The organism is Brachybacterium sp. J153 (genome assembly GCF_036311905.1).
In the GTDB taxonomy this organism is placed as follows: Bacteria; Actinomycetota; Actinomycetes; order Actinomycetales; family Dermabacteraceae; genus Brachybacterium.
This window is the reverse complement of record NZ_JAZDCH010000021.1, coordinates 92,178-111,793: the sequence shown is the minus strand read 5'-3', so window position 1 is coordinate 111,793 and position 19,616 is coordinate 92,178. Positions and strand designations below refer to the sequence as shown.

The window sequence follows — 19,616 nt, the reverse complement described above, 5'->3', positions numbered from 1 at the left end:
AGGCTGTTCGCCCAGGAGAGGCGCGGGTCCGTCCCGCACCGCGACCGGGCGGACGCGATCGGGACGGAGGTGTGAGGCGTGACCGCACGCACCGCAGCACATCGTCCCGAGCGCACGTGCGTCGGCTGCCGTCAGGTGGCTCCGCGCGAGCAGCTGGTGCGTCTGGTCCGGGAGCCCGCTCCCGACGGTGCCGCTCCGCGAGTGCGCGTGGATCCCACAGGGTCCGCGCCCGGCCGCGGATCGTGGCTCCATCCCGAGGCATCATGTCTCGACCTCGCCCTGCGGCGAGGCGGCTTCGCCCGGTCCTTCCGCGGCGCGGTCGACACCGGGCTGGTCGCCCGGGATCTCGAGGCCTCCGACCCCACCCGAGTGGAACAGGTAGAAGAACCCATGGACATCCGATGAGTACTCGCAAATGAGCACCCTCAGGAAGTAATGGTCCGAGCCCTCTTGTCGGCCGGACCGAGACAGGAGAAATGTGGCTAAGGTCCGCGTCCACGAGCTCGCCAAGGAGCTCGGACACCCGAGCAAGGTCGTTCTGCAGAAGCTGCAGGACATGGGCGAGTTCGTCCGCTCCGCCTCGTCGACCATCGAGGCTCCCGTAGCCCGTCGCCTCCGCGACGAGCTGCCCCCCAAGAACAGCGCCAAGAGCGCCCCCCAGAACTCCGAGGGATCCCGCGGCCCCTCCGCGCCCCGCACCGGTGGTGCGCCGAAGCCCGGCGCCGCCCCCAAGCCCGGTGGCGCGCCGAAGCCCGGTGCCTCCCCGGCCCCCGCCGCGGAAACCCCCGCGGCCCCGGCTGCGTCGGCTCCCGCTCCGTCGGCCCCCGCGGAGCGTCCGGCCCCCGCCGCGCAGAAGCCCGGCCCGCAGAAGCCCGCCGAGCGCACCCCGTCGGCCCCCGCGCCGAGCGAGCGCCCCGCGCCCGCGGCGGAGTCCGCGGCCGAGCGTCCGTCGGCGCCCAAGCCCGGTGGTGAGCGTCCCGCTCCCCGCCCCGGTGCGGCGCGCCCCGGCAACAACCCCTTCGCCTCCTCGCAGGGCATGCCCCGTCCGGGCCGCAAGCCCGGCCAGGGCGGCGGCCAGCAGGGCGGTCGTCCCGCCCGCGAGGGCGGCCCGCGTCCGGGCGGTCCCCGTCCCGGCAACAACCCCTTCGCCTCCTCGCAGGGCATGCCCCGTCCGGGCGGCCCGCGTCCCGCGCAGCGCGACGGTCAGGGCGGCGGCGCACCCCGTCCCGGTGGTGCTCCCCGTCCGGGTGGTGCCCCGCGTCCCGGTGGCGCGCCGCGCCCCGGCATGCCCACCCCGGGCGTGATGAACAAGCACGCCCACGGCGGTCTGCAGGAGGCCGGCAAGCCCGGTGAGGGCGGTCGCGGTCGCGGCGGTCGTCCCGGCGCGCCCGGCGGCGCCCGTCCGGGCGGTCCCGGTGCCGGCGGTGGCGCCGGCGGCGGTGGTCCTCGTGGCGGCCGTGGCGGTCGCGGCAGCACCCAGGGCGCCTTCGGGCGCGGCGGCAAGCCCGCCCGCTCGCGCAAGTCGAAGCGCGCGAAGCGCCAGGAATTCGAGCAGCAGCAGGCTCCCGCGCCCGGTGGCGTCTCGCTGCCGCGCGGCAACGGCCAGGTCGTGCGCCTGCGTCGCGGCGCCTCGCTGTCCGACTTCGCCGATCGCATCGACGTCAACCCCGCGTCGCTGATCACGGTGCTCTTCGCGATGGGCGAGATGGCGACCGCCACCCAGTCCCTCGACGAGGACACCTTCGATCTGCTGGGCGAGGAGCTCGGCTACAAGATCGAGATCGTCTCGCCGGAGGACGAGGAGCGCGAGCTGCTCGAGCAGTTCGACATCGACCTCGACGCCGAGCTGGCCGAGGAGGACGAGGAGGACCGTCTGCCGCGTCCCCCGGTCGTCACCGTCATGGGTCACGTCGACCACGGCAAGACCCGCCTGCTGGACACCATCCGCAGCGCGAAGGTCGGCGCGGGCGAGGCCGGCGGCATCACCCAGCACATCGGTGCATACCAGGTCTCCGTCGAGCACGAGGGCGCCGAGCGTCAGCTCACCTTCATCGACACCCCGGGTCACGAGGCGTTCACCGCCATGCGTGCCCGTGGTGCGGACGTCACCGACATCGCGATCCTCGTGGTCGCCGCGGATGACGGCGTGATGCCCCAGACCATCGAGGCGCTCAACCACGCCCAGGCGGCGAACGTGCCGATCGTGGTCGCGGTCAACAAGATCGACAAGCCGGACGCGAACCCGCAGAAGATCCGCCAGCAGCTCACCGAGTACAACCTGGTGGCCGAGGAGTACGGCGGCGAGACCATGTTCGTCGACGTCTCCGCGCGGGAGAATCTGCACATCGACTCGCTGCTCGAGGCGGTCCTGCTCACCGCGGACGCCGCCCTCGAGCTCAGCGCCAACCCCGACAAGGACGCGCGCGGCGTGTCGATCGAGGCGAACCTGGACCGCGGCCGCGGCCCGGTCGCGACCGTGCTGGTCCAGCAGGGCACCCTGCGGGTCGGCGACGCGATCGTCTGCGGCACCGGCCACGGCCGTGTCCGCGCGATGCTCGACGAGAACGGCGAGAACATCACCGAGGCGGGCCCGTCCCGCCCCGTGCAGGTGCTCGGCCTGACCTCCGTCCCCGGCGCGGGCGACAGCTTCCTGGTCGCCCCCGACGAGCGCACCGCCCGTCAGATCGCCGAGAAGCGCGAGGCGGCCAAGCGCGCCGCGGCCCTGTCCAAGGCCCGCAAGCGCATCAGCCTCGAGGACATCAACAAGCACATGGCCGAGGGCAAGATCGAGACCCTCAACCTCATCCTCAAGGGTGATGCGGCCGGTGCCGTCGAGGCCCTCGAGGAGTCGCTGCTGGGCATCGAGGTCGGGGACGAGGTCCAGCTGCGGATCATCGACCGCGGCGTCGGCGCCATCACGATGAACAACATCAACCTGGCCGTCGCCTCGGATGCCGTCATCATCGGCTACAACGTGCGCGCCGAGGGCCAGAACGCGGAGTACGCCGACCGCGAGGGCGTGGAGATCAAGTACTACTCGGTGATCTACAACGCCATCGACGAGGTCGAGCAGGCCCTCAAGGGCATGCTCAAGCCGGAGTACGAGGAGGTCGAGCTGGGCTCGGCGGAGATCCGCGAGATCTTCCGCTCCTCGAAGTTCGGCAACATCGCCGGTTCGATCGTGCGCAGCGGCCTGATCAAGCGCGGCGCCAAGGCGCGCATCACCCGCAACGGCGTGGTGGTCTCCGAGAACGTGGAGATCGCCGGTCTGCGCCGCTTCAAGGACGATGTCACCGAGGTCCGCGAGGGCTTCGAGTGCGGCATCAACCTGGGCTCCTACAACGACCTGCAGCTCGAGGACGTCATCACGACGTACGAGATGCAGGAGAAGCCCCGCAGCTGATCCGGAGGGTCCGGGCGCCGTCACCGCGGCGCCCGGGCCCCACGATCGGGAGGTGACCCGAGATGACCCGTGCGGTGCTGGCACTGCGCGCCCCCTCGGCGAACCGCGTCTACACCGCCGCCGCCGGGCCGCTGGTGCTGGCCGAGGCCCGCTGGGTCCTCGGTGCGCACCTGGGGCCCGGCGTCGTCGTGCGCGAGCGGACCGTCGGCGGGATGCACGCCCTCGAAGTCCGGGCCCGGGCGGAGCAGACTGTCGACGAGGACCGGCTCGACACCCTGCTCGGGCTGCTCTCGACGACCTACGGCCTGTTCGAGATCGCGGGGGAGGGGCTGCTGCGCCCCCTCGAGGCCTCCTCGCCGTTGCGCCACCCCGAGGATCTCGAGACCATCCTCAAGTACCCCGGCAAGACCAACGAGCAGTTCACCGCGCTGCTGGTGAACCTCGCCGCGTCCCTCTCCACCCGGCGCTCCGGGCTGTTCGACGGCACGCTGTCGCTGCTCGACCCGATGTGCGGCCGGGGCACCACCCTGAACCGGGCCCTCCGCCTCGGCCTCAGCCCGATCGGCGCGGACATCGACCGCAAGGACGTCGAGGCCTACCGGACCTTCCTGACCACCTGGCTGCGCACCCACCGGTACAAGCACCAGATCTCGAGCACCTCCCTCACCGTGCGGGGAGAGCAGCTCGGCACCCGCACGCTCGCCGAGCTCGCCCCCGACAAAGCAGCCCAGCGGGCAGGGCTCGCCCAGCAGGTGACCGTGCTCGGCTGCGACACCGCGCGGCTCGGCGAGGTGCTCGCCGCCCGCTCGGTCGACGCGATCGTCGCCGACCTCCCGTACGGTGTGCAGCATGGCGCGCACGGCGGCGGGGGCGTGCAGCGTTCTCCGCTCGAGGTGCTGCGCCGCGCCGCCGGGACCTGGAGGTCGCTGCTGCGTGACGGGGGAGGGATCGCCCTCGCGGTGAACCGGCATACCCTCGATCACGACGCCGCCCGCGAGGCCCTCGCCGCGGCCGGCCTGACCGTCCTCACCCGCGACGGTGCCTTCCGGCACCGCGTGGACCAGTCCATCGACCGCGACGTCCTGCTCGCGGTGCCCTCGAACCACCCCCGCCTCGAGCAGCTCGCAGCACTCGACGCCCTCCAGGAGGAGACCCCCACATGAGCGACAACCCTCGCGCCCTCCGGCTCGCCGACCGCATCAAGGTCATCGTGGCCACCATGCTCGACACCCGGGTCAAGGACCCTCGGCTCGGCTTCGTGACCATCACCGACGTGCGCGTCTCCGGCGACCTGCAGCACGCGACCCTCTTCTACACCGTCTTCGGCACCGACGAGGAGCGGGAGGGTACCGCCGCCGCGCTCGCGAGCGCCACCGGCATGCTCCGCCGCGAGGTGGGCCGCCAGACCGGTGTGCGGCTCACCCCGACCCTCGAGTTCATCGCCGACGCGATCCCCGAGAACGCCCGCGTGATCGAGGACCTGCTCAGCGAGGCCCGGGGCCGCGACGCCGAGCTCGCGGCCGCCAAGGAGGGCGCCAGCTACGCCGGCGACGCCGACCCGTACCGAGTGCCGCGCGAGGAGCTCGAGGACGAGGACCTGGACGAGGCCGACGAGGCGGAGCTCGAGGACGACTCCGAGGACGAGGAGCTCGAGGACGAGCGGGGCCCGGAGCACCGGTGAGCGCGCCCCACGGCATCCTGCTGGTCGACAAGGCACCGGACCGCACCAGCCATGACGTGGTCGCCCGGGTCCGCTGGCTGCTGGGCACGAAGAAGGTGGGCCACGCCGGCACCCTCGACCCGATGGCGACCGGGCTGCTGGTGCTCGGCATCGGCCAAGGGACGCGGCTGCTGACCCATCTCGTGGGCTTGGACAAGACCTATCTGGCGACGATCCGCCTCGGCCTCTCGACGACGACCGACGACCGCGAGGGCGAGGCGCTCGGCGAGGCCCGCGAGGCGACCGGGATCGGCGCGGACCGCCTCGAGGCTGCGCTCGCGGACCTGCGCGGAGAGATCCAGCAGGTGCCCTCCACCGTCAGCGCGATCAAGGTCGACGGCAAGCGCGCCTACGCCCGCGCCCGGGCGGGGGAGGACGTCGAGCTGGCCGCCCGCCCGGTGACGATCTCCCGCTTCGAGATCACCGCTCGACGCGAGGAGGGACCGTTCCTCGACCTCGACGCGATCGTCACCTGCACCTCGGGGACCTACGTGCGGGCCCTGGCCCGGGACCTCGGTGCCGCGCTCGGCGTCGGCGGCCATCTCACCACGCTGCGCCGCACGGCCGTCGGCCCCTTCACGGTCGAGGAGGGGGTGCACGTGCCCGCGCGCGGCGAGGGCGACGACGTCGACCTGCCGCTCGCCGGCCTGGGGGCGACCGCCGCCCGCGTCCTCCCGGTCGTCGTGGTGGACGCCGACGGCGCGCGCGAGCTCGCCGACGGCCGCCCCGTCCCGCGGCGGGAGGCGGCGCAGGAACTGTCGCCCACGGGCGCTGGTGCTGGTGCTGGTGCCGTCGACGCCGACGCTGACGCCGCGGTGGTCGCGGCGGTCGGGCCGGCGGGGGAGCTGTGCGCGGTGGTCCGGCCCGACGGGACGCGCTGGAAGCCCGTCCTCGTCGTGCCCGTCGACGCCCGCAGCTGACGCCGCGGCGCTCGCGCGGCCCGAGCCGATCGCGACGCCCCACCATCGCTGGCCGCGCGGCGACTGCTGCATCTGGACCGTCACCTGAGTGCTCGGCGCGGCGACTGCTGCATCTGGACCGCTACCTGAGTGCTCGGCGCGGCGACTGCTGCATCTGGACCGCTTCCGGGGGCTGATGACGGTCCAGATGCAGCACTCGGCGGGGAGGACGGGCCCCTCGTCCCCGGCAGGCCGCCCGCTGGCCGCCCCCCCCGACCGCAGACGACGACGGGCCCCGTCCGGAACTCGTCCGAACGGGGCCCGTCGTCAGGGCTGCGGGGGAGCGGTGTCAGCAGCAGCTCACGCCGGCCACCCCGCCGCTGCTCAGTAGTGCACCTCGACCCGGGTGCCGATGCTCGCCCAGTCGTACAGCCACTTCGCCTCGTGCGGCGGCATGTTGATGCAGCCGTGCGAGCCGGAGTAGCCGAAGGACGAGCGCCAGGGCGCGCCGTGGAAGCCGTAGCCGTTGTGGAAGTACTGCACCCACGGGACGTCCTCTGTGTAGTAATACTTCTCGTGGCCCACCGGGTACCGGGAGGCGTTGGTCATGTCCTGCATGTCGTAACGCAGGTAGATCTCGTACGAGCCGGTCACCGTCTCGTAGCCCTCCTTGCCGTCGACCATCGAGCGCGGGCCCCACACCGGGGTCGAGCCGACGTAGGCGGTGACGGTCTTCGCGGAGAGGTCCACGTCGATCCACTTCTCGCCGGTCGGGGCGTTCGCGGGATCGGTGGTGTCGGTCTCCTCCTCGGTGGGGGCGTCGACCTTCTCCACCTTGGCCTCGACGGTCTGGGTCTCGAAGGCCGCCTCGAGCGGGGTGGTGCCGGTCAGGGAGGCGATGACCTGGTCGGACACGGCCTCGGTGTTGGTGACCTCAAGGCCGTCCTGCTTCTCGGAGACGACCTTGACGGTGGTGCCCTCCGCGTCGACCTGCTCGATGCCGTCCTTGACCTCGACGGAGTCCTTCTCGGCGCGCTCGGCGACCCACTCGCGCACGGCGTCCTCGTCGACGGTCACGGCCAGCGCCTGGCCGGTCTCGTCAGGCGCGACCGACAGCCAGGAGCTGCGGCGCTCGGAGGAGATCTCGTGCGTCTCGCCCTCGGGGCCCTGGATCGACATGGGCTGCTCGAGGAGAGCGGTGATCTCTGCGAGGGTGCCCTCGGCCTCCTCGGTGGTGATCGCCGGGGCGATCTGCTCGATCGGCTGCTCGACGGAGAAGCTCTCGAGCGAGGCGGCCTGCTGGTTCACGGCGTCCAGGAGGGGCTGCGGGTCGATGCCGCGGCCGTCGGTGCCGGGCACCGCGCTCCACTCCTCGGACTCCTCGTCGAAGACGACCTGGGCGTCGACCGGCTCGGTCTCCTCGGCGGGGACGAGGCCCGTGGCGAACGAGGACACGACGGCCTCGTCCACGGTCACGAGCGGCGCGACGGCGCGCTCGCCGGACCAGCTGGAGGTGATCACGCCGGCCAAGGACTCGTCGTGCTCGACCGCGGCGCGGGCGGTGCCCTCCGCGTCGACGCTCACGCCGAGATCCGCGAGCGGGACCTCGTGGGTCTCCTCGCCGGCGGTGACGGTGACGGCCACGCCCTCGGCGCGATCGGTCACCAGGGCGGCGATCTCCTCGGGGGTCTTCCCGGCCACGTCCTGTCCCAGCACGGTGGTCCCGGGGAGGGCCTTGCCCTCGAACTGCTTGGCGTACGCGAAGGCGCCGCCGGTGAGGACCACCGCGATCACGGCGAGGATCGCCACGATGATCAGCGCGAGGCGGCGGCTCCCGCGACGGCCGGAAGGTCGCGCGGGGCCTCCCAGTGAGGCCGTATCGGTCACGTTCGTCATGGTCGGTTCCGTTCTCGGCGGCCGTCGTGGCAGCTTCCGCGGCGAGGGCGGAAGGGCACAGGGGTACCTCCCCGGCGCCGCCTAACCCCCTCAGCGTATCGTGGTATCCCCGCGCGGCCAGGGAGCGGGGCCCCGAGCTTCGTCACAGATTCGTCACGCCTCGACCGGGGCTACAGTGTCGTGCGGCGTTCCCGCACCGCCCTGCCCGCCGGGCAGTCGAGCACCTGTCCCGGAAGGACCTCCCCCGTCGTGAGCCGCCCCCTGATCTGGCACCGCGTCCAGGACGTGCCCGCCGACCTCGGCCCCACCGCGGTCTCGATCGGGAACTACGACGGCGTGCACCGCGGGCACCGGGCCGTGATCGACCAGCTCGTGCACCATGCCGAGACCCGCTCCCTCGCACCGGTCGCGGTGACCTTCTGGCCCCATCCGCGCCACGTGATGGGCACCCCGGGCGACCCGCCGCTGCTCACCGGGCACGAGGACCGCGACCGGCTGCTGCTGCTCGCCGGCGTGCACGGGGTGCTCGACCTCGAGTTCACGCGCGAGTTCGCCCAGCACTCGCCCGAGGACTTCGTGCGGATCTTCCTGGTGGAGGCGCTCGGCGCCCGCTGCGTGGTGCTCGGCGAGGATGCCCTCTTCGGCCGAGCCAACGCCGGCACCATCGACACCATGCGCGAGCTGGGGGAGCGGTACGGCTTCGAGGTCGTGACGGTCGCCGACCACGGCCCGGACGGTGCCGGGACCGGTCGCATCTCGTCCTCGACGCTCCGCGAGGCGCTGCTCCGCGGGGACGTGGCGGCCGCGGCGGCGGGCCTGGGGCGGGCCCACACGGTGACCGACACCGTGCACCACGGCTTCCAGCGCGGGCGCGAGCTGGGCTTCCCGACCGCCAACCTGGGCCCGACACCCGAGGGTCTGATCCCGGCCGACGGGGTCTATGCGGGCCGGCTCTCCGTGATCGCCCAGGATGCCGCGCACGAGGGCACGCCGCCGCTCGCGGGGGCGCCCGCGACGATCTCGATCGGCACGAACCCCACCTTCGCGGACGACGGCGCCCCGCGCCGCACCGTCGAGGCCTACGTGCATGACGACCACACCCTGGACCTCTACGGTGACACCGTCCGCCTCGAGTTCGTGGACTTCCAGCGGCCCACGCTGAAGTTCGACTCCGTCGAGGCGCTCATCGCGCAGATGGCCCTCGACGTCGAGGTGACCCGCCGCACTCTCGACCGCACTCCCTCCCGCTCCGCGAGCGGCGACTGATATCCTGGTCGGGCCGTGAATTCGGCCGCGGAGAGCCCCTGCGCGCCTCCCTCGCCCCTTCGGCGTCGGGACGCGCGAACGGCTCGTCCAGAGAGCTCGGGGCACACGGCCCCGGAGCGCCGCGCAACGACACCCAGGAGAGCCATGGCCTTCGATACCGCCACGAAGCAGCAGATCATCAAGGAGTACGGGACCAGCGAGGGCGACACCGGTTCGCCCGAGGTCCAGATCGCCCTCCTGAGCCACCGCATCAAGTACCTGACCGAGCACCTCAAGACCCACAAGCACGATCACCACACGCGCCGTGGTCTGATGCTCCTGGTCGGTCAGCGCAAGCGCCTCCTGCAGTACCTGCAGGGCGTCGACATCGAGCGCTACCGCGCGCTGATCCAGCGCCTCGGCATCCGCCGGTGACACATCCCGCCGCTCGCCCCCTGGGCGGGCGGCGGTTCCATGTGCCCGTCACCTGCGGGTGACGGGCCCAGCACGACCCGCACCTCCCTCAACCAGTCCAGCCCCCGACCGGTTCGGTCCTCGGCAGCCGCCTTCGGAACGGATCCAGCAGATCCCGTTCCGCGCGCGACCGGCGATGACCGCGCCCCGGGGGCACCCCGATCCAGAGGAGATCCCCATGGCCATGGAAGGCCCCGACATCACCGCGACCACCGCCGTCATCGACAACGGCGCCTTCGGACGTCGCGAGATCCGCTTCGAGACCGGTCGTCTCGCCCAGCAGGCCGCCGGCGCCGTCGCCGTCTACCTCGACGACGACACGATGGTGTTCTCGGCGACCGCCGTCTCGAACCGTCCCAAGGACCAGTTCGACTTCTTCCCGCTCACCGTCGACGTCGAGGAGCGGATGTACGCCGCGGGCCGCATCCCCGGCTCGTTCTTCCGCCGCGAGGGCCGCCCCGGCACCGACGCGATCCTCGCCGCCCGTCTCACCGACCGCCCGCTGCGCCCCGCCTTCGTGAAGGGCCTGCGCAACGAGGTCCAGGTCGTCCTGACCGTCATGGCCTGCGGCCCGGACGACGCGTACGACGTCGTCGGCATCAACGGCGCCTCCGCCTCCACCCAGATCTCCGGTCTGCCGTTCTCGGGTCCGATCGGCGCGGTGCGCATCGCCCTCATGCCGACCAACGAGGGTGGCCAGTGGGTCGCCTTCCCGACCTTCACCCAGCTCGACGAGGCCGTGTTCTCCATGGTCGTCGCCGGCCGCATCGTCGGTGACGACGTCGCGATCATGATGGTCGAGGCCGAGGCCACCGACAACTCCTGGACCCTCATCAAGGAGCAGGGCGCGATCGCCCCCACCGAGGAGGTCGTGGCCGAGGGCCTCGAGGCCGCCAAGGTGTTCATCCGCTCGCTGTGCGTCGCGCAGCAGGAGCTCGCCGCGACGGCCGCGAAGCCGGTCCGCGAGTTCCCGCTCTTCCTGGACTATCAGGAGGACGCCTTCGGCATCGTCGACGAGGCCGCCCGCGGCCGCCTCGCCGAGGTCATGTCCATCGCGGCGAAGCAGGAGCGCGAGGAGCGCACCGAGGAGCTGCTCGCCGAGGTGCTCGAGGAGCTCGGCGCCGAGGGCAAGCCGCTCGCGGGTCGCGAGAAGGAGATCAGCGGCGCCTTCCGCGCGCTGACCAAGAAGGTCGTGCGCCAGAAGGTCCTCACCGACGGCGTCCGCATCGACGGTCGCGGCCTGCGCGACATCCGTGCGCTCTCCGCCGAGGTCGAGGTCCTGCCGCGCGTGCACGGTTCGGCCCTGTTCCAGCGCGGCGAGACCCAGATCCTGGGCGTCACCACGCTGAACATGCTCAAGATGGAGCAGCAGATCGACTCGCTCTCCCCGGTGCACCACAAGCGGTACATCCACCACTACAACTTCCCGCCCTACTCCACCGGTGAGACCGGTCGCGTGGGTTCCCCGAAGCGTCGCGAGATCGGGCACGGCATGCTCGCCGAGCGCGCTCTGGTGCCGGTGCTCCCGGGCCGCGAGGAGTTCCCCTACGCGATCCGCCAGGTGTCCGAGGCGCTGGGCTCGAACGGTTCCACCTCGATGGGCTCCGTCTGCGCCTCGACCCTCGCCCTGCTGAACGCGGGTGTGCCGCTGCGCGCGCCCGTCGCCGGCATCGCCATGGGCCTCATCTCCGACACCGTCGAGGGCGAGACCAAGTACGCGGCGCTCACCGACATCCTCGGGGCCGAGGACGCCTTCGGCGACATGGACTTCAAGGTCGCCGGCACCTCGGAGTTCGTCACCGCCATCCAGCTGGACACCAAGCTCGACGGCATCCCCGCCTCGGTGCTCGCGGGCGCCCTGTCGCAGGCTCGCGAGGCGCGCCTGGCGATCCTGTCCGTGCTCAACGAGGCGATCGACACCCCCGACGAGATGAGCCCGTACGCCCCGCGCGTGCTCGCGGTCACCATCCCCGTCGACAAGATCGGCGCGGTCATCGGCCCGAAGGGCCAGATGATCAACCAGATCCAGGACGACACCGGCGCCGACATCACCATCGAGGACGACGGCACCGTCTACATCGGCGCGACCGACGGCCCCTCGGCCGAGGCGGCCCGCGCCGCGGTCAACGCGATCGCGAACCCGCAGGTCCCCGAGGTCGGCGAGCGCTACCTCGGCACCGTGGTGCGCGTGGTCGACTTCGGCGCCTTCGTGTCCCTCACCCCGGGCAAGGACGGTCTGCTCCACGTCACCCAGCTGCGCAAGCTGAACGACGGCAAGCGCGTGGACAACGTCGAGGACGTCGCCAAGGTGGGCCAGAAGATCGAGGTCGAGATCCGTGAGATCGACGCCCGCGGCAAGATCTCCCTCGCCGTGATCGACGACGAGGCGGAGGCGGCCGAGAAGGCCGCGGCCGCCGAGTCGGCGGAGTCCGCCGAGGAGCCTTCGGGCGAGTGATCCCGCGCCGGTGACCCCGAGTCGCCGGACACCGCCAGGGGCGGCACCCTTTCGAGGGTGCCGCCCCTGCGGCGTATACGGGGCCGCCGCTGTGAGCGAACGCTCGGCCGAGCGCCCCTCGCCCCGTGGAACAATCGATCGATGCCTCTCGACCTCACCTACGACGACCCCGCCTCCGATGTCGTGCTCGACGCCGCCGCGGGGGTGCGCCGCAGCATCCTCCCGGGCGGGGTGCGCCTGCTGACGCAGACCGACCGCAGCGTGCGCAGCGCGACCCTGGGGCTGTGGCTGCCCGTCGGCTCCCGGGACGAGCGGCCGGAGCACGCCGGATCGACCCATGTGCTCGAGCATCTGCTGTTCAAGGGCACCTCCCGCCGCAGCGCCCTGGACATCGCCGCCGCCTTCGACGAGGTCGGCGGGGATTCCAACGCGGTGACCGCCAAGGAGCACACCCTCTATTACGGCCGGGTCCGCTCGGCGGACCTGCCGATGGCGGCGGACGTCCTCACCGACATGATCACCGCGAGCCTGCTCGAGGAGGAGGCGCTGCGCACCGAGCGCGAGGTGATCCTCGAGGAACTCGCGATGGCCGGGGACGACCCGACGGACATCGGGTACGAGACCTTCCTCGCCGAGGTGCTGGGCCCGGAGACCGCCATCGGGCGGCCCGTCGGCGGCACCGAGCAGACGGTGACCGCGCTCGCGATCGAGGACGTGCGCGAGCACTGGCGCGAGCACTACACCCCCGAGAACCTGGTGGTCACCGCCGTCGGCGATCTCGACCACGAGGAGCTCGCGGGGCTGCTCGTCGCCGGGCTCCGCCGCGGGGGCTGGGAGCTCGCCGACGGCGCCCTGCCCGCCCGCGGCCGACGCGAGGGGGCACTCGCGCCCGAGTCCGCGGCCGCCCTCGACGTCGCGGCGATCGCGCCGCACCGGCTGGTGCGCCCCTCGGAGCAGAACCACATCTACCTCGGCGGCCAGGGCCTGAGCGCTCTCAGCGAGGACCGCCACGCGCTGTCCGTGCTGATGAGCGTGCTCGGCGGCGGCATGTCCTCGCGCCTCTTCCAGAACATCCGCGAGCAGCGCGGCCTCGCGTACTCGGTGTACTCCTTCTCCGCCGGATACCGCGACGCGGGGCTGTTCGGCCTCTACGCCGCCTGCCGCCCCGGCCGCACCGCCCAGGTGGTCGAGCTGCTCGCCGAAGAACTCGAACAGATGGGCTCCGGCGGCATCACCGCGACCGAGCTGGAGCGGGCCAAGGGCCAGATCACCGGCTCCTTCGCGCTCGGGCTCGAGGACACCTCCAGCCGGATGGGCCGCCTCGGCACCCTCGAGCTGGTCCACGGCCGCTACACCAGCGTCGACGAGACCCTGCGGCGCATCGGGGAGGTCGACGTCCGCGCGGTGCAGGACCTCGCCGCGCGCCTCGCCGCCTCCTTCTCGACCCGGGTCGAGGTCGGCCCCGAGAGCTGATCCCCGCCCCGCGCCGATCGTCCCGTCCCGCAACCCGCCCGACCCCGTCCGAGGAGCCTTCATGACCCGCACCCCCGATCCCGAGACCACCGCCTCCGCGCTCCGCGTCGCCGTCCTGGGGGCGGAGGGACGCATGGGCGCCGAGGCCTGCCGGGCCGTCGAGGCCGCCGACGACCTCGAGCTCGTCGCCCGGATCGGGCGCGGTGACGATCTCGAGGCCATCGCCGCGGCCGGGGCGCAGGTCGCGGTCGACCTCACCGTTCCCGCGGTCACCGCGCAGAACGTCGACTGGCTCGTGGACCACGGCATCCACGCCGTCGTCGGGACGACGGGATGGACCGAGGAGTCGCTCGGCGCGCTGCGCGAGCGCCTCGCGGGCGCCCCCGACGTGGGGGTGCTGATCGCCCCCAACTTCGCGATCGGCGCCGTGCTCGCGATGCGCTTCGCCGAGGTCGCCGCGCGCTACTACGAGAGCGCCGAGATCATCGAGATGCACCACCCCGACAAGCTCGACGCTCCCTCGGGGACCGCACGCCACACCGCCGCCGCGATCGCACGCGGCCGGACCGCCGGGGGGCTCGGCCCGGTGCCGGACGCGACCGAGAAGGACCCGCTGGGAGCGCGCGGGGCCGTGGTCGACGGGGTGCACGTGCACGCCGTGCGGCAGCGCGGGCTCGTCGCCCACGAGGTGGTCCAGTTCGGCGGCCCCGGCGAGCAGTTCCAGCTCCGTCACGACTCCTTCGACCGTGGCAGCTTCATGCCCGGGGTGCTGCTGGGGGTGCGTGAGGTGGCGTCCCATCCGGGGCTGACCGTGGGTCTCGACGGCTACCTGGACCTCGGCACCGGCGACGCCGCCGACGCCGCCGGCCAGGGCTGAGCGCCGCCGTGCGACAGCAGCTCCTCGTCGGGGCCCTCCTCCTGATCAGTGCCGCCTACTGCTGGGGCCTGGGCTGGATCGCCTGGGGCTTCGTGCGGGCCGGCACACCGCTCGGCGTCGGCCTCGCCGCCGCGGTGGTGGTGCTCCTCGCCCTCACCGTCTGGGTGACCTGGCGGGAGGTGCTCTTCGGACTCGCCGCGGGCCGCCTCGCCGCACGCTACGCCGCCCAGCCCGTCCACGGGACGGAGGGCGAGCGTCCGCTCGCCCCGGCTGAGGAAGCCGAGCACGCACCGACCGACGAGGAACGACGCGCCGAGTTCGAGGTCGCGCGCACCGCGGTCCAGGAGGGCGCCCAGGACGACTGGCGCGCCTGGTTCCGCCTCGCCCTCGCCTACGACGGGCTGCGCGATCGCAAGCAGGCGCGCCTCGCGACCCGACGGGCCATCGACGCCTCCCGGCGCGGCTGAATCTCCCGCGCGATCCGCCGACACGCGCAGGTGCTGGCAGGCGCCCGTCGGCGCCGGTCAGGGACTCAGCGCCTCAGCTCCAGCCCAGCGCCCGCAGCACCGCCGCGGTCGCCGCCGCCCCGATCACCACCACGAGGAAGGGCGCCCGCAGGAGCAGCAGCACCGCCGCCGCGAGGAGAGCCACGAGCCGGGCATCGGCGACCAGCACGGTGCCCGAGGTCGCCGCCTGCACCGCGACCAGGGCCCCGAGCAACGCGATCGGCAGCAGCGCGGTGATCCGCGAGACGCGCGGCCGATCCAGCGTCTCGGAGGGCACCTGGTAGCCGATCCACTTCTGCCCGAAGGACACCAGCGAGGCGAGGACCACCCCGATCCAGAGCACGCTCATCCCCGCACCTCCGGGGAGCGCCGGGGGAGCAGCCCCGCGATCACGGCGACCAGTGCCGCGGCGAGCACGGGCAGCCCCGGGGGCAGCGCGGGGGTGGTCAGCAGGGCGACGAAGGCCGCGGCCACGGCGACCGCCACGGCCTCCCCGGAGCGCAGCCGCGGCCACAGCAGCGCGAGGAAGGCCGCGGCCGCCGCGGCATCCAGGCCCCAGGCGCCGGGATCGGCCACGTGCTGCCCGGCCAGCGCCCCGACCAGGGTGAACAGGTTCCAGAAGACGTACACCCACACCCCGGCGGCCCAGAAGCCGGTGCGCCTCTCCTCGGTGGTGGTGCCGGACGCGGCGAGCGCCGCGGACTCGTCGATGGTCAGATGCGCGCGCAGCGGACCGCGCCAGCCCCCGCGCGGCAGGGACGGCGCGAGGATCACCCCGTAGAGCGTGTTGCGGATCCCGAGCAGGGAGGCGGCGAGCGCCGCGCCGAGCGCCGACCCGCCCCCGCCGAGGACGCCGATGAACGCGAACTGGCTGCCGCCGGTGAACATCACCGCCGAGAGCACCATCGCCTGCCAGACGTCGAGCCCGGAGGCGGTCGCGAGGGCCCCGAAGGAGATGCCGTATAGGCCGGTGGCCACGCCCATCGAGAGTCCGGTGCGGCGCAGCGCACGCAGCCGCTCCGGGACAGGGACGGACGGGGGCTCGGAGGGGACGCCCGGCGGCGGCGAGGGCGCGGGAAGTGCAGTCGACATGATGCCGACCACCATACGTTCACCTGCGCGGATGCGTCCTCGCGGTCCGGCGCGCCTGTGAGATCGTGGGGGTATGACCGCGATTCCGGATCCCTCTGCGACGCCAGCCCCCGAGGCGCTGCCGCTGCGCGCCCAGGCCCTCCTGCTCGACATGGACGGCACCCTCATCGACTCCGGTCCCTCGGTCGAGCGCGCGTGGGACACGCTGCTGGCGGAGCTCGGCAGCGACCACCGCTTCGGGCATGCCGAGCACGGGCGTCCCGCGCGGCAGATCCTCGCCGAGATCCTGCCCGAGCTCACCGCGGAGGAGCTCGACCGGGCCCATGCGCGCATCGAGGAGCTCGAGATCGCGGATGTCGCCGGCATCAGGACCCTCCCCGGCACCGAGCGGCTTCTGCGCGAGCTCGACGCCGCGGCCGAGCAGCTCGGCCGCCCCACCTGGACCATCGTCACCTCCTGCACCCGACCCCTGTTCGAGGCCCGTTGGGCCCGCACCGGCCTGCCCGCCCCGGCGGGCCTCGTCACGGCCGACCAGGTCGCGCACGGGAAGCCGGATCCCGAGCCCTACCTCCTGGGCGCCGAGCGGGTGGGGGCGGACCCGGCGGAGACCATCGTGCTCGAGGACTCGGTGGGCGGCCTGCGCTCCGGATCCGCGGCCGGCGCGCGGACCGTCGCCGTGACCACCACCACGCCGGCCGCGGAGCTCGCCTCCCGAGCGGATGCTCTGGTCACCTCCCTCGACGACCTCGAGGTGAGCGTCGCGGACGGCGCGCTGCGCCTCGCCCGCCGCGGAGCCTGATCCCCGCTCCGCATCACGTCGCGCCTGAGGGGGAGGACGAGCGCCGATTGATACGCTCTGTCGGCCGCGTCCCGCGCTCGAGAGAGCACGTCGCGGAGCACAGATCCCGTCGAAAGGACCCGTTCATGAGCGCGATTCTCGGCAGCCTCGGACTCGGAGCCGAGGGGGAGGAGACCCTCCGCCGGATGCGCGCGGCGCAGACGGGCGAGTCCGTGCACGCGACCAGCGCCGACGGCCGTCGCACCCTGCTGCTCGACGCCGAGCTCCGCGATCGGTCCGAGCTGCGCGCCGCTCTCGGGGCCGCGGGCATCGACGTCCCCGTCGCCCCGGCGGCGCAGGACGGGCCGGCGGATCCCGCCGCCGATGCCGCGCTCGTCCTCGCGGCCTACGAGGCCTGGGGGAGCGAGGCCCTGGACCGCCTCGACGGCGGCTTCGCGCTCGCCCTGCACGATGCCGAGGCGGGCACCTGGACCCTCGCCCGGGACCCCTTCGGACTCCGCCCCCTGCACTACTGGGTCGAGGAGCACCCGGCGGGCGAGGGAGCGGCGGCGCTCCTCGCCTCCGAGGTGCGGACGCTGCTGGCCAGCGGACGGGTCGAGCGCAGCCTCGACGAGGCCGCCGTGCACCGCTTCCTGCTCGACGGTGTCCTCGACGACGGTCCCCGGACCCTCGTCGCCGGAGTGCGACGGGTGCAGCCCGGCGAGCTCGTCACCCTTTCCGCCGACGGCGTGCGGACCGACCGCTTCTCCCATCTCCGGGAGGAGCTCGAGGCGATCGCCTCGCGGCCCGGCCGACCCCTCGGCCAGGGCACCGCCGCCGAGGTGCGCCGCCTCCTCGCCGACGCGGTGCACCGCGCCCTTCCCGGGGACGGTCCCGTCTCGACGACCGCGACCGGCGACCTGGCCTCGGCCGCGCTCGCCGGCACCCTCGCGTCGGCGTCGGCAGCCACCTCGGGCTCCGGGGAGTCGGACCGCCCGCAGCCGCGCGCCGCCCTCCTGCCCGGCACCGACCCCGGCGCGGCCGAGCACCTCGACGCTCTCGCGGCGGCGACCGCGGGGCGCCTTGAGACCCGCCTGGTCGCGCTCGACCCGCAGCGTTTCCTCGCCGAGCTGCAGGACCTCGTGCTCCTCCTCGACGAGCCCGTCGCGGGCCCCGAGGCCTACGCCCGCTGGGCGGTGCTGCGCGGCGCCGCCCCCGGCGGTGTCGAGCTCAGCGCTCTCGGCGGCGACGAGGCGACGGGCGGCCTGCCCGAGCACCTCGCCGTCCACCTGCGCGCGCTGCGGTCCGGGCGCCGCCTCGGCACCCTCGCCCGCTCCGCAGTCGGCGCCCGGACCGCCCTGCGCGAGGCGGCCTCCGAGACCCTCGCCGCCCGCACCCCTGTGCCCGCCGCGGCCCTGCTGGACTCCGGCTTCGTCGCCGCGCACGAGCGAGTGCGCCCGTCCGCCGCCGCGCAGGACCTCTCGGCCCGCCTCGTCGGAGACGTCTTCGGAGATGCGCTGCGCACCCGGCTGCGCATCGAGGACCGCCTGTCCCGCGCCGCCGGGATCGAGAGCCGGGCGCCCTTCCTCGACCGTCGCCTGCTGACCCTGCTCCTCTCCCTCGAGGATTCCGCTCACATGGACGGCGGTCGACCCCAGCGGATCCTCCGTGAGGCGGCCGCGGGCCTGCTGCCCGCCGCCGCTCTCGGGCGGAGCGGCGGCGGTGCCACGGTTCCCGCCGGCGCGTGGCTCGTCGCCCTCGCCCCGGCCGTGCGCGAGATCTTCGCCTCGGACGCCTTCGACGCCCGGCCCTTCACCGACTCCCGGTCTGTGCTGGCCCTGTTCGACGACGCGGTCGCCCATCCCGAGCACCATCGCACCGAGGTCCTGTGGCGGTTGCTGTGCCTCGAGCTGTGGCTGCGCGCCGTCCTGGATGACCCCGACGCCGCCCCCGTCGCCCAGACCCCGGTCGAGCAGGAGGACGAGCGGCCCAAGAGCGACTACGACGCCAACCCCGGCAAGCAGCTCGACCTCGTCTCTGAGGCCGACGGCATCACCTGGCGCCGCTTCCCGCTGCAGACCGCCCTGGTCGCCCGCGGGGACGACGTCGAGGCGATCGCCCGCGAGCGCGTCGAGACCTTCGCCGCCGGACTCCAGGACGGCGCCCTGCCCGCCGGTGCCCCGTGGTACTTCGTGATCAGCGAGAAGATCATCGCGATCACGCAGGGCCGGTCGTGGTTCACCTGGGAGATCCACCCCCGCCCCGCCGCGAAGATCCTCAGCCGCTTCGTCACCCGCACCCCGGCCGGCATCGGCCTCGGCGACCCGACCACCATGGAGCTCGCCCTGCGGGAGGTCGGCCTGCCGCGCGTGGTGCTCGCCTCCGCCGCGGGCGCCGCCGGCAAGCTGCTCGGCCGACGGGGCGTGTTCTACGAGGTCGTCGGCGCGAACGTGCGCGCGATCGACGGCCCCACCCCGTACTCGGCCTTCCCCTCGAACGTCTCCGCGAAGCTGCCGCCGAAGGATCCCGATCAGGTCTCGGCGCGGATCTCCGCGGCGATCCGGGCCTCGGACCTGCCCGCCGCCGTGCGCGACGCCTTCGTCGGCACCGTGGTGATGGACGCGAACGACATCGGCCGCAACGTGCTCGGCACGGACGTGGACACCCCGCGCGAGCGCCTCGAGGCCACCTTCGCCGACAACCCCCTCGGCCAGGGCCGCCAGCGCACCCCGCTCGCGATCCTCGTCGACCTGGGCACCACGGATCCGCGCTGAGCGCACCGCTCCCGCTAGGATCCA

16 protein-coding genes are annotated in these 19,616 nt (G+C 73.5%); 13 read left to right on the top strand and 3 right to left on the bottom strand.

From position 1 onward, the window contains the following. Positions 1 to 78: 78 nt before the first annotated feature. From V1258_RS10490 to truB, 5 genes are all read left to right on the top strand, one after another. Positions 79 to 405 carry a YlxR family protein gene (locus V1258_RS10490; protein WP_329749636.1) on the top strand — a complete coding sequence of 109 codons (327 nt, stop codon included), beginning with the start codon at positions 79 to 81 and terminating at the stop codon, positions 403 to 405. 73 nt (positions 406 to 478) lie between these two features. Continuing rightward, a complete protein-coding gene (infB, locus tag V1258_RS10485; RefSeq protein WP_329749635.1) occupies positions 479 to 3,403 on the top strand; it encodes a translation initiation factor IF-2 in 2,925 nt (974 codons plus the stop codon). Between the two features lie 62 nt (positions 3,404 to 3,465). Then, on the top strand, positions 3,466 to 4,566 hold the full coding sequence (locus V1258_RS10480; protein ID WP_329749634.1) for a TRM11 family SAM-dependent methyltransferase: 1,101 nt from the start codon (positions 3,466 to 3,468) through the stop codon (positions 4,564 to 4,566). Beyond that, positions 4,563 to 5,084 carry a 30S ribosome-binding factor RbfA gene (gene rbfA / locus V1258_RS10475; protein WP_329749632.1) on the top strand — a complete coding sequence of 174 codons (522 nt, stop codon included), beginning with the start codon at positions 4,563 to 4,565 and terminating at the stop codon, positions 5,082 to 5,084. The genes V1258_RS10480 and rbfA overlap by 4 nt, the downstream gene beginning before the upstream one ends. Then, on the top strand, positions 5,081 to 6,043 hold the full coding sequence (gene truB / locus V1258_RS10470; RefSeq protein ID WP_329749631.1) for a tRNA pseudouridine(55) synthase TruB: 963 nt from the start codon (positions 5,081 to 5,083) through the stop codon (positions 6,041 to 6,043). The genes rbfA and truB overlap by 4 nt, the downstream gene beginning before the upstream one ends. Before the next feature lie 363 nt (positions 6,044 to 6,406). Here the strand turns inward: truB and V1258_RS10465 are convergent, their stop codons facing one another. Further along, complete coding sequence (locus tag V1258_RS10465; RefSeq protein WP_329749629.1) at positions 6,407 to 7,918, bottom strand: L,D-transpeptidase family protein; 1,512 nt, start codon at positions 7,916 to 7,918, stop codon at positions 6,407 to 6,409. A 249-nt stretch (positions 7,919 to 8,167) separates the two neighbouring features. On the opposite strand from V1258_RS10465, the gene V1258_RS10460 reads away from it, so the two are divergent. The 6 genes from V1258_RS10460 (at position 8,168) to V1258_RS10435 (ending at position 14,909) form a co-directional block, all read left to right on the top strand. Further along, positions 8,168 to 9,184 (top strand): bifunctional riboflavin kinase/FAD synthetase, encoded by a 1,017-nt coding sequence (locus V1258_RS10460; protein WP_329749627.1) that lies wholly within the window; start codon positions 8,168 to 8,170, stop codon positions 9,182 to 9,184. Positions 9,185 to 9,328: 144 nt separating this feature from the next. Further along, positions 9,329 to 9,598, top strand: coding sequence for a 30S ribosomal protein S15 (gene rpsO, locus V1258_RS10455; protein WP_329744757.1), 270 nt, complete (start codon positions 9,329 to 9,331; stop codon positions 9,596 to 9,598). A gap of 223 nt (positions 9,599 to 9,821) precedes the next feature. Beyond that, the gene (locus V1258_RS10450) at positions 9,822 to 12,092 is read left to right on the top strand and encodes a polyribonucleotide nucleotidyltransferase (protein WP_329749658.1); all 2,271 of its coding nucleotides are present in this window, start codon (positions 9,822 to 9,824) and stop codon (positions 12,090 to 12,092) included. Positions 12,093 to 12,233: 141 nt separating this feature from the next. Further along, a complete protein-coding gene (locus V1258_RS10445) occupies positions 12,234 to 13,565 on the top strand; it encodes a M16 family metallopeptidase (RefSeq protein WP_329749625.1) in 1,332 nt (443 codons plus the stop codon). A gap of 61 nt (positions 13,566 to 13,626) precedes the next feature. Then, entirely contained in the window at positions 13,627 to 14,442 is an 816-nt protein-coding gene (gene dapB, locus V1258_RS10440) for a 4-hydroxy-tetrahydrodipicolinate reductase (protein ID WP_329749623.1), read from the top strand. 8 nt (positions 14,443 to 14,450) lie between these two features. Beyond that, positions 14,451 to 14,909: a hypothetical protein gene (locus V1258_RS10435; protein ID WP_329749622.1), complete on the top strand. Its 459-nt coding sequence runs from the start codon at positions 14,451 to 14,453 to the stop codon at positions 14,907 to 14,909. Positions 14,910 to 14,982: 73 nt separating this feature from the next. Here V1258_RS10435 and V1258_RS10430 read toward each other — a convergent pair whose 3' ends face one another. Together V1258_RS10430 and V1258_RS10425 are read right to left on the bottom strand one after the other, a co-directional pair. Beyond that, positions 14,983 to 15,297: an AzlD domain-containing protein gene (locus tag V1258_RS10430; RefSeq protein WP_329749620.1), complete on the bottom strand. Its 315-nt coding sequence runs from the start codon at positions 15,295 to 15,297 to the stop codon at positions 14,983 to 14,985. Then, the gene (locus tag V1258_RS10425; RefSeq protein WP_329749619.1) at positions 15,294 to 16,040 is read right to left on the bottom strand and encodes an AzlC family ABC transporter permease; all 747 of its coding nucleotides are present in this window, start codon (positions 16,038 to 16,040) and stop codon (positions 15,294 to 15,296) included. The genes V1258_RS10430 and V1258_RS10425 overlap by 4 nt, the downstream gene beginning before the upstream one ends. Positions 16,041 to 16,113: 73 nt before the next feature. Here V1258_RS10425 and V1258_RS10420 point away from each other — a divergent pair, with 73 nt between their 5' ends. Together V1258_RS10420 and V1258_RS10415 are read left to right on the top strand one after the other, a co-directional pair. Then, on the top strand, positions 16,114 to 16,839 hold the full coding sequence (locus V1258_RS10420) for an HAD-IA family hydrolase (RefSeq protein ID WP_329749617.1): 726 nt from the start codon (positions 16,114 to 16,116) through the stop codon (positions 16,837 to 16,839). Positions 16,840 to 16,964: 125 nt separating this feature from the next. Continuing rightward, positions 16,965 to 19,592 (top strand): asparagine synthase-related protein, encoded by a 2,628-nt coding sequence (locus tag V1258_RS10415; protein WP_329749616.1) that lies wholly within the window; start codon positions 16,965 to 16,967, stop codon positions 19,590 to 19,592. The last annotated feature ends 24 nt before the right edge of the window (positions 19,593 to 19,616 follow it).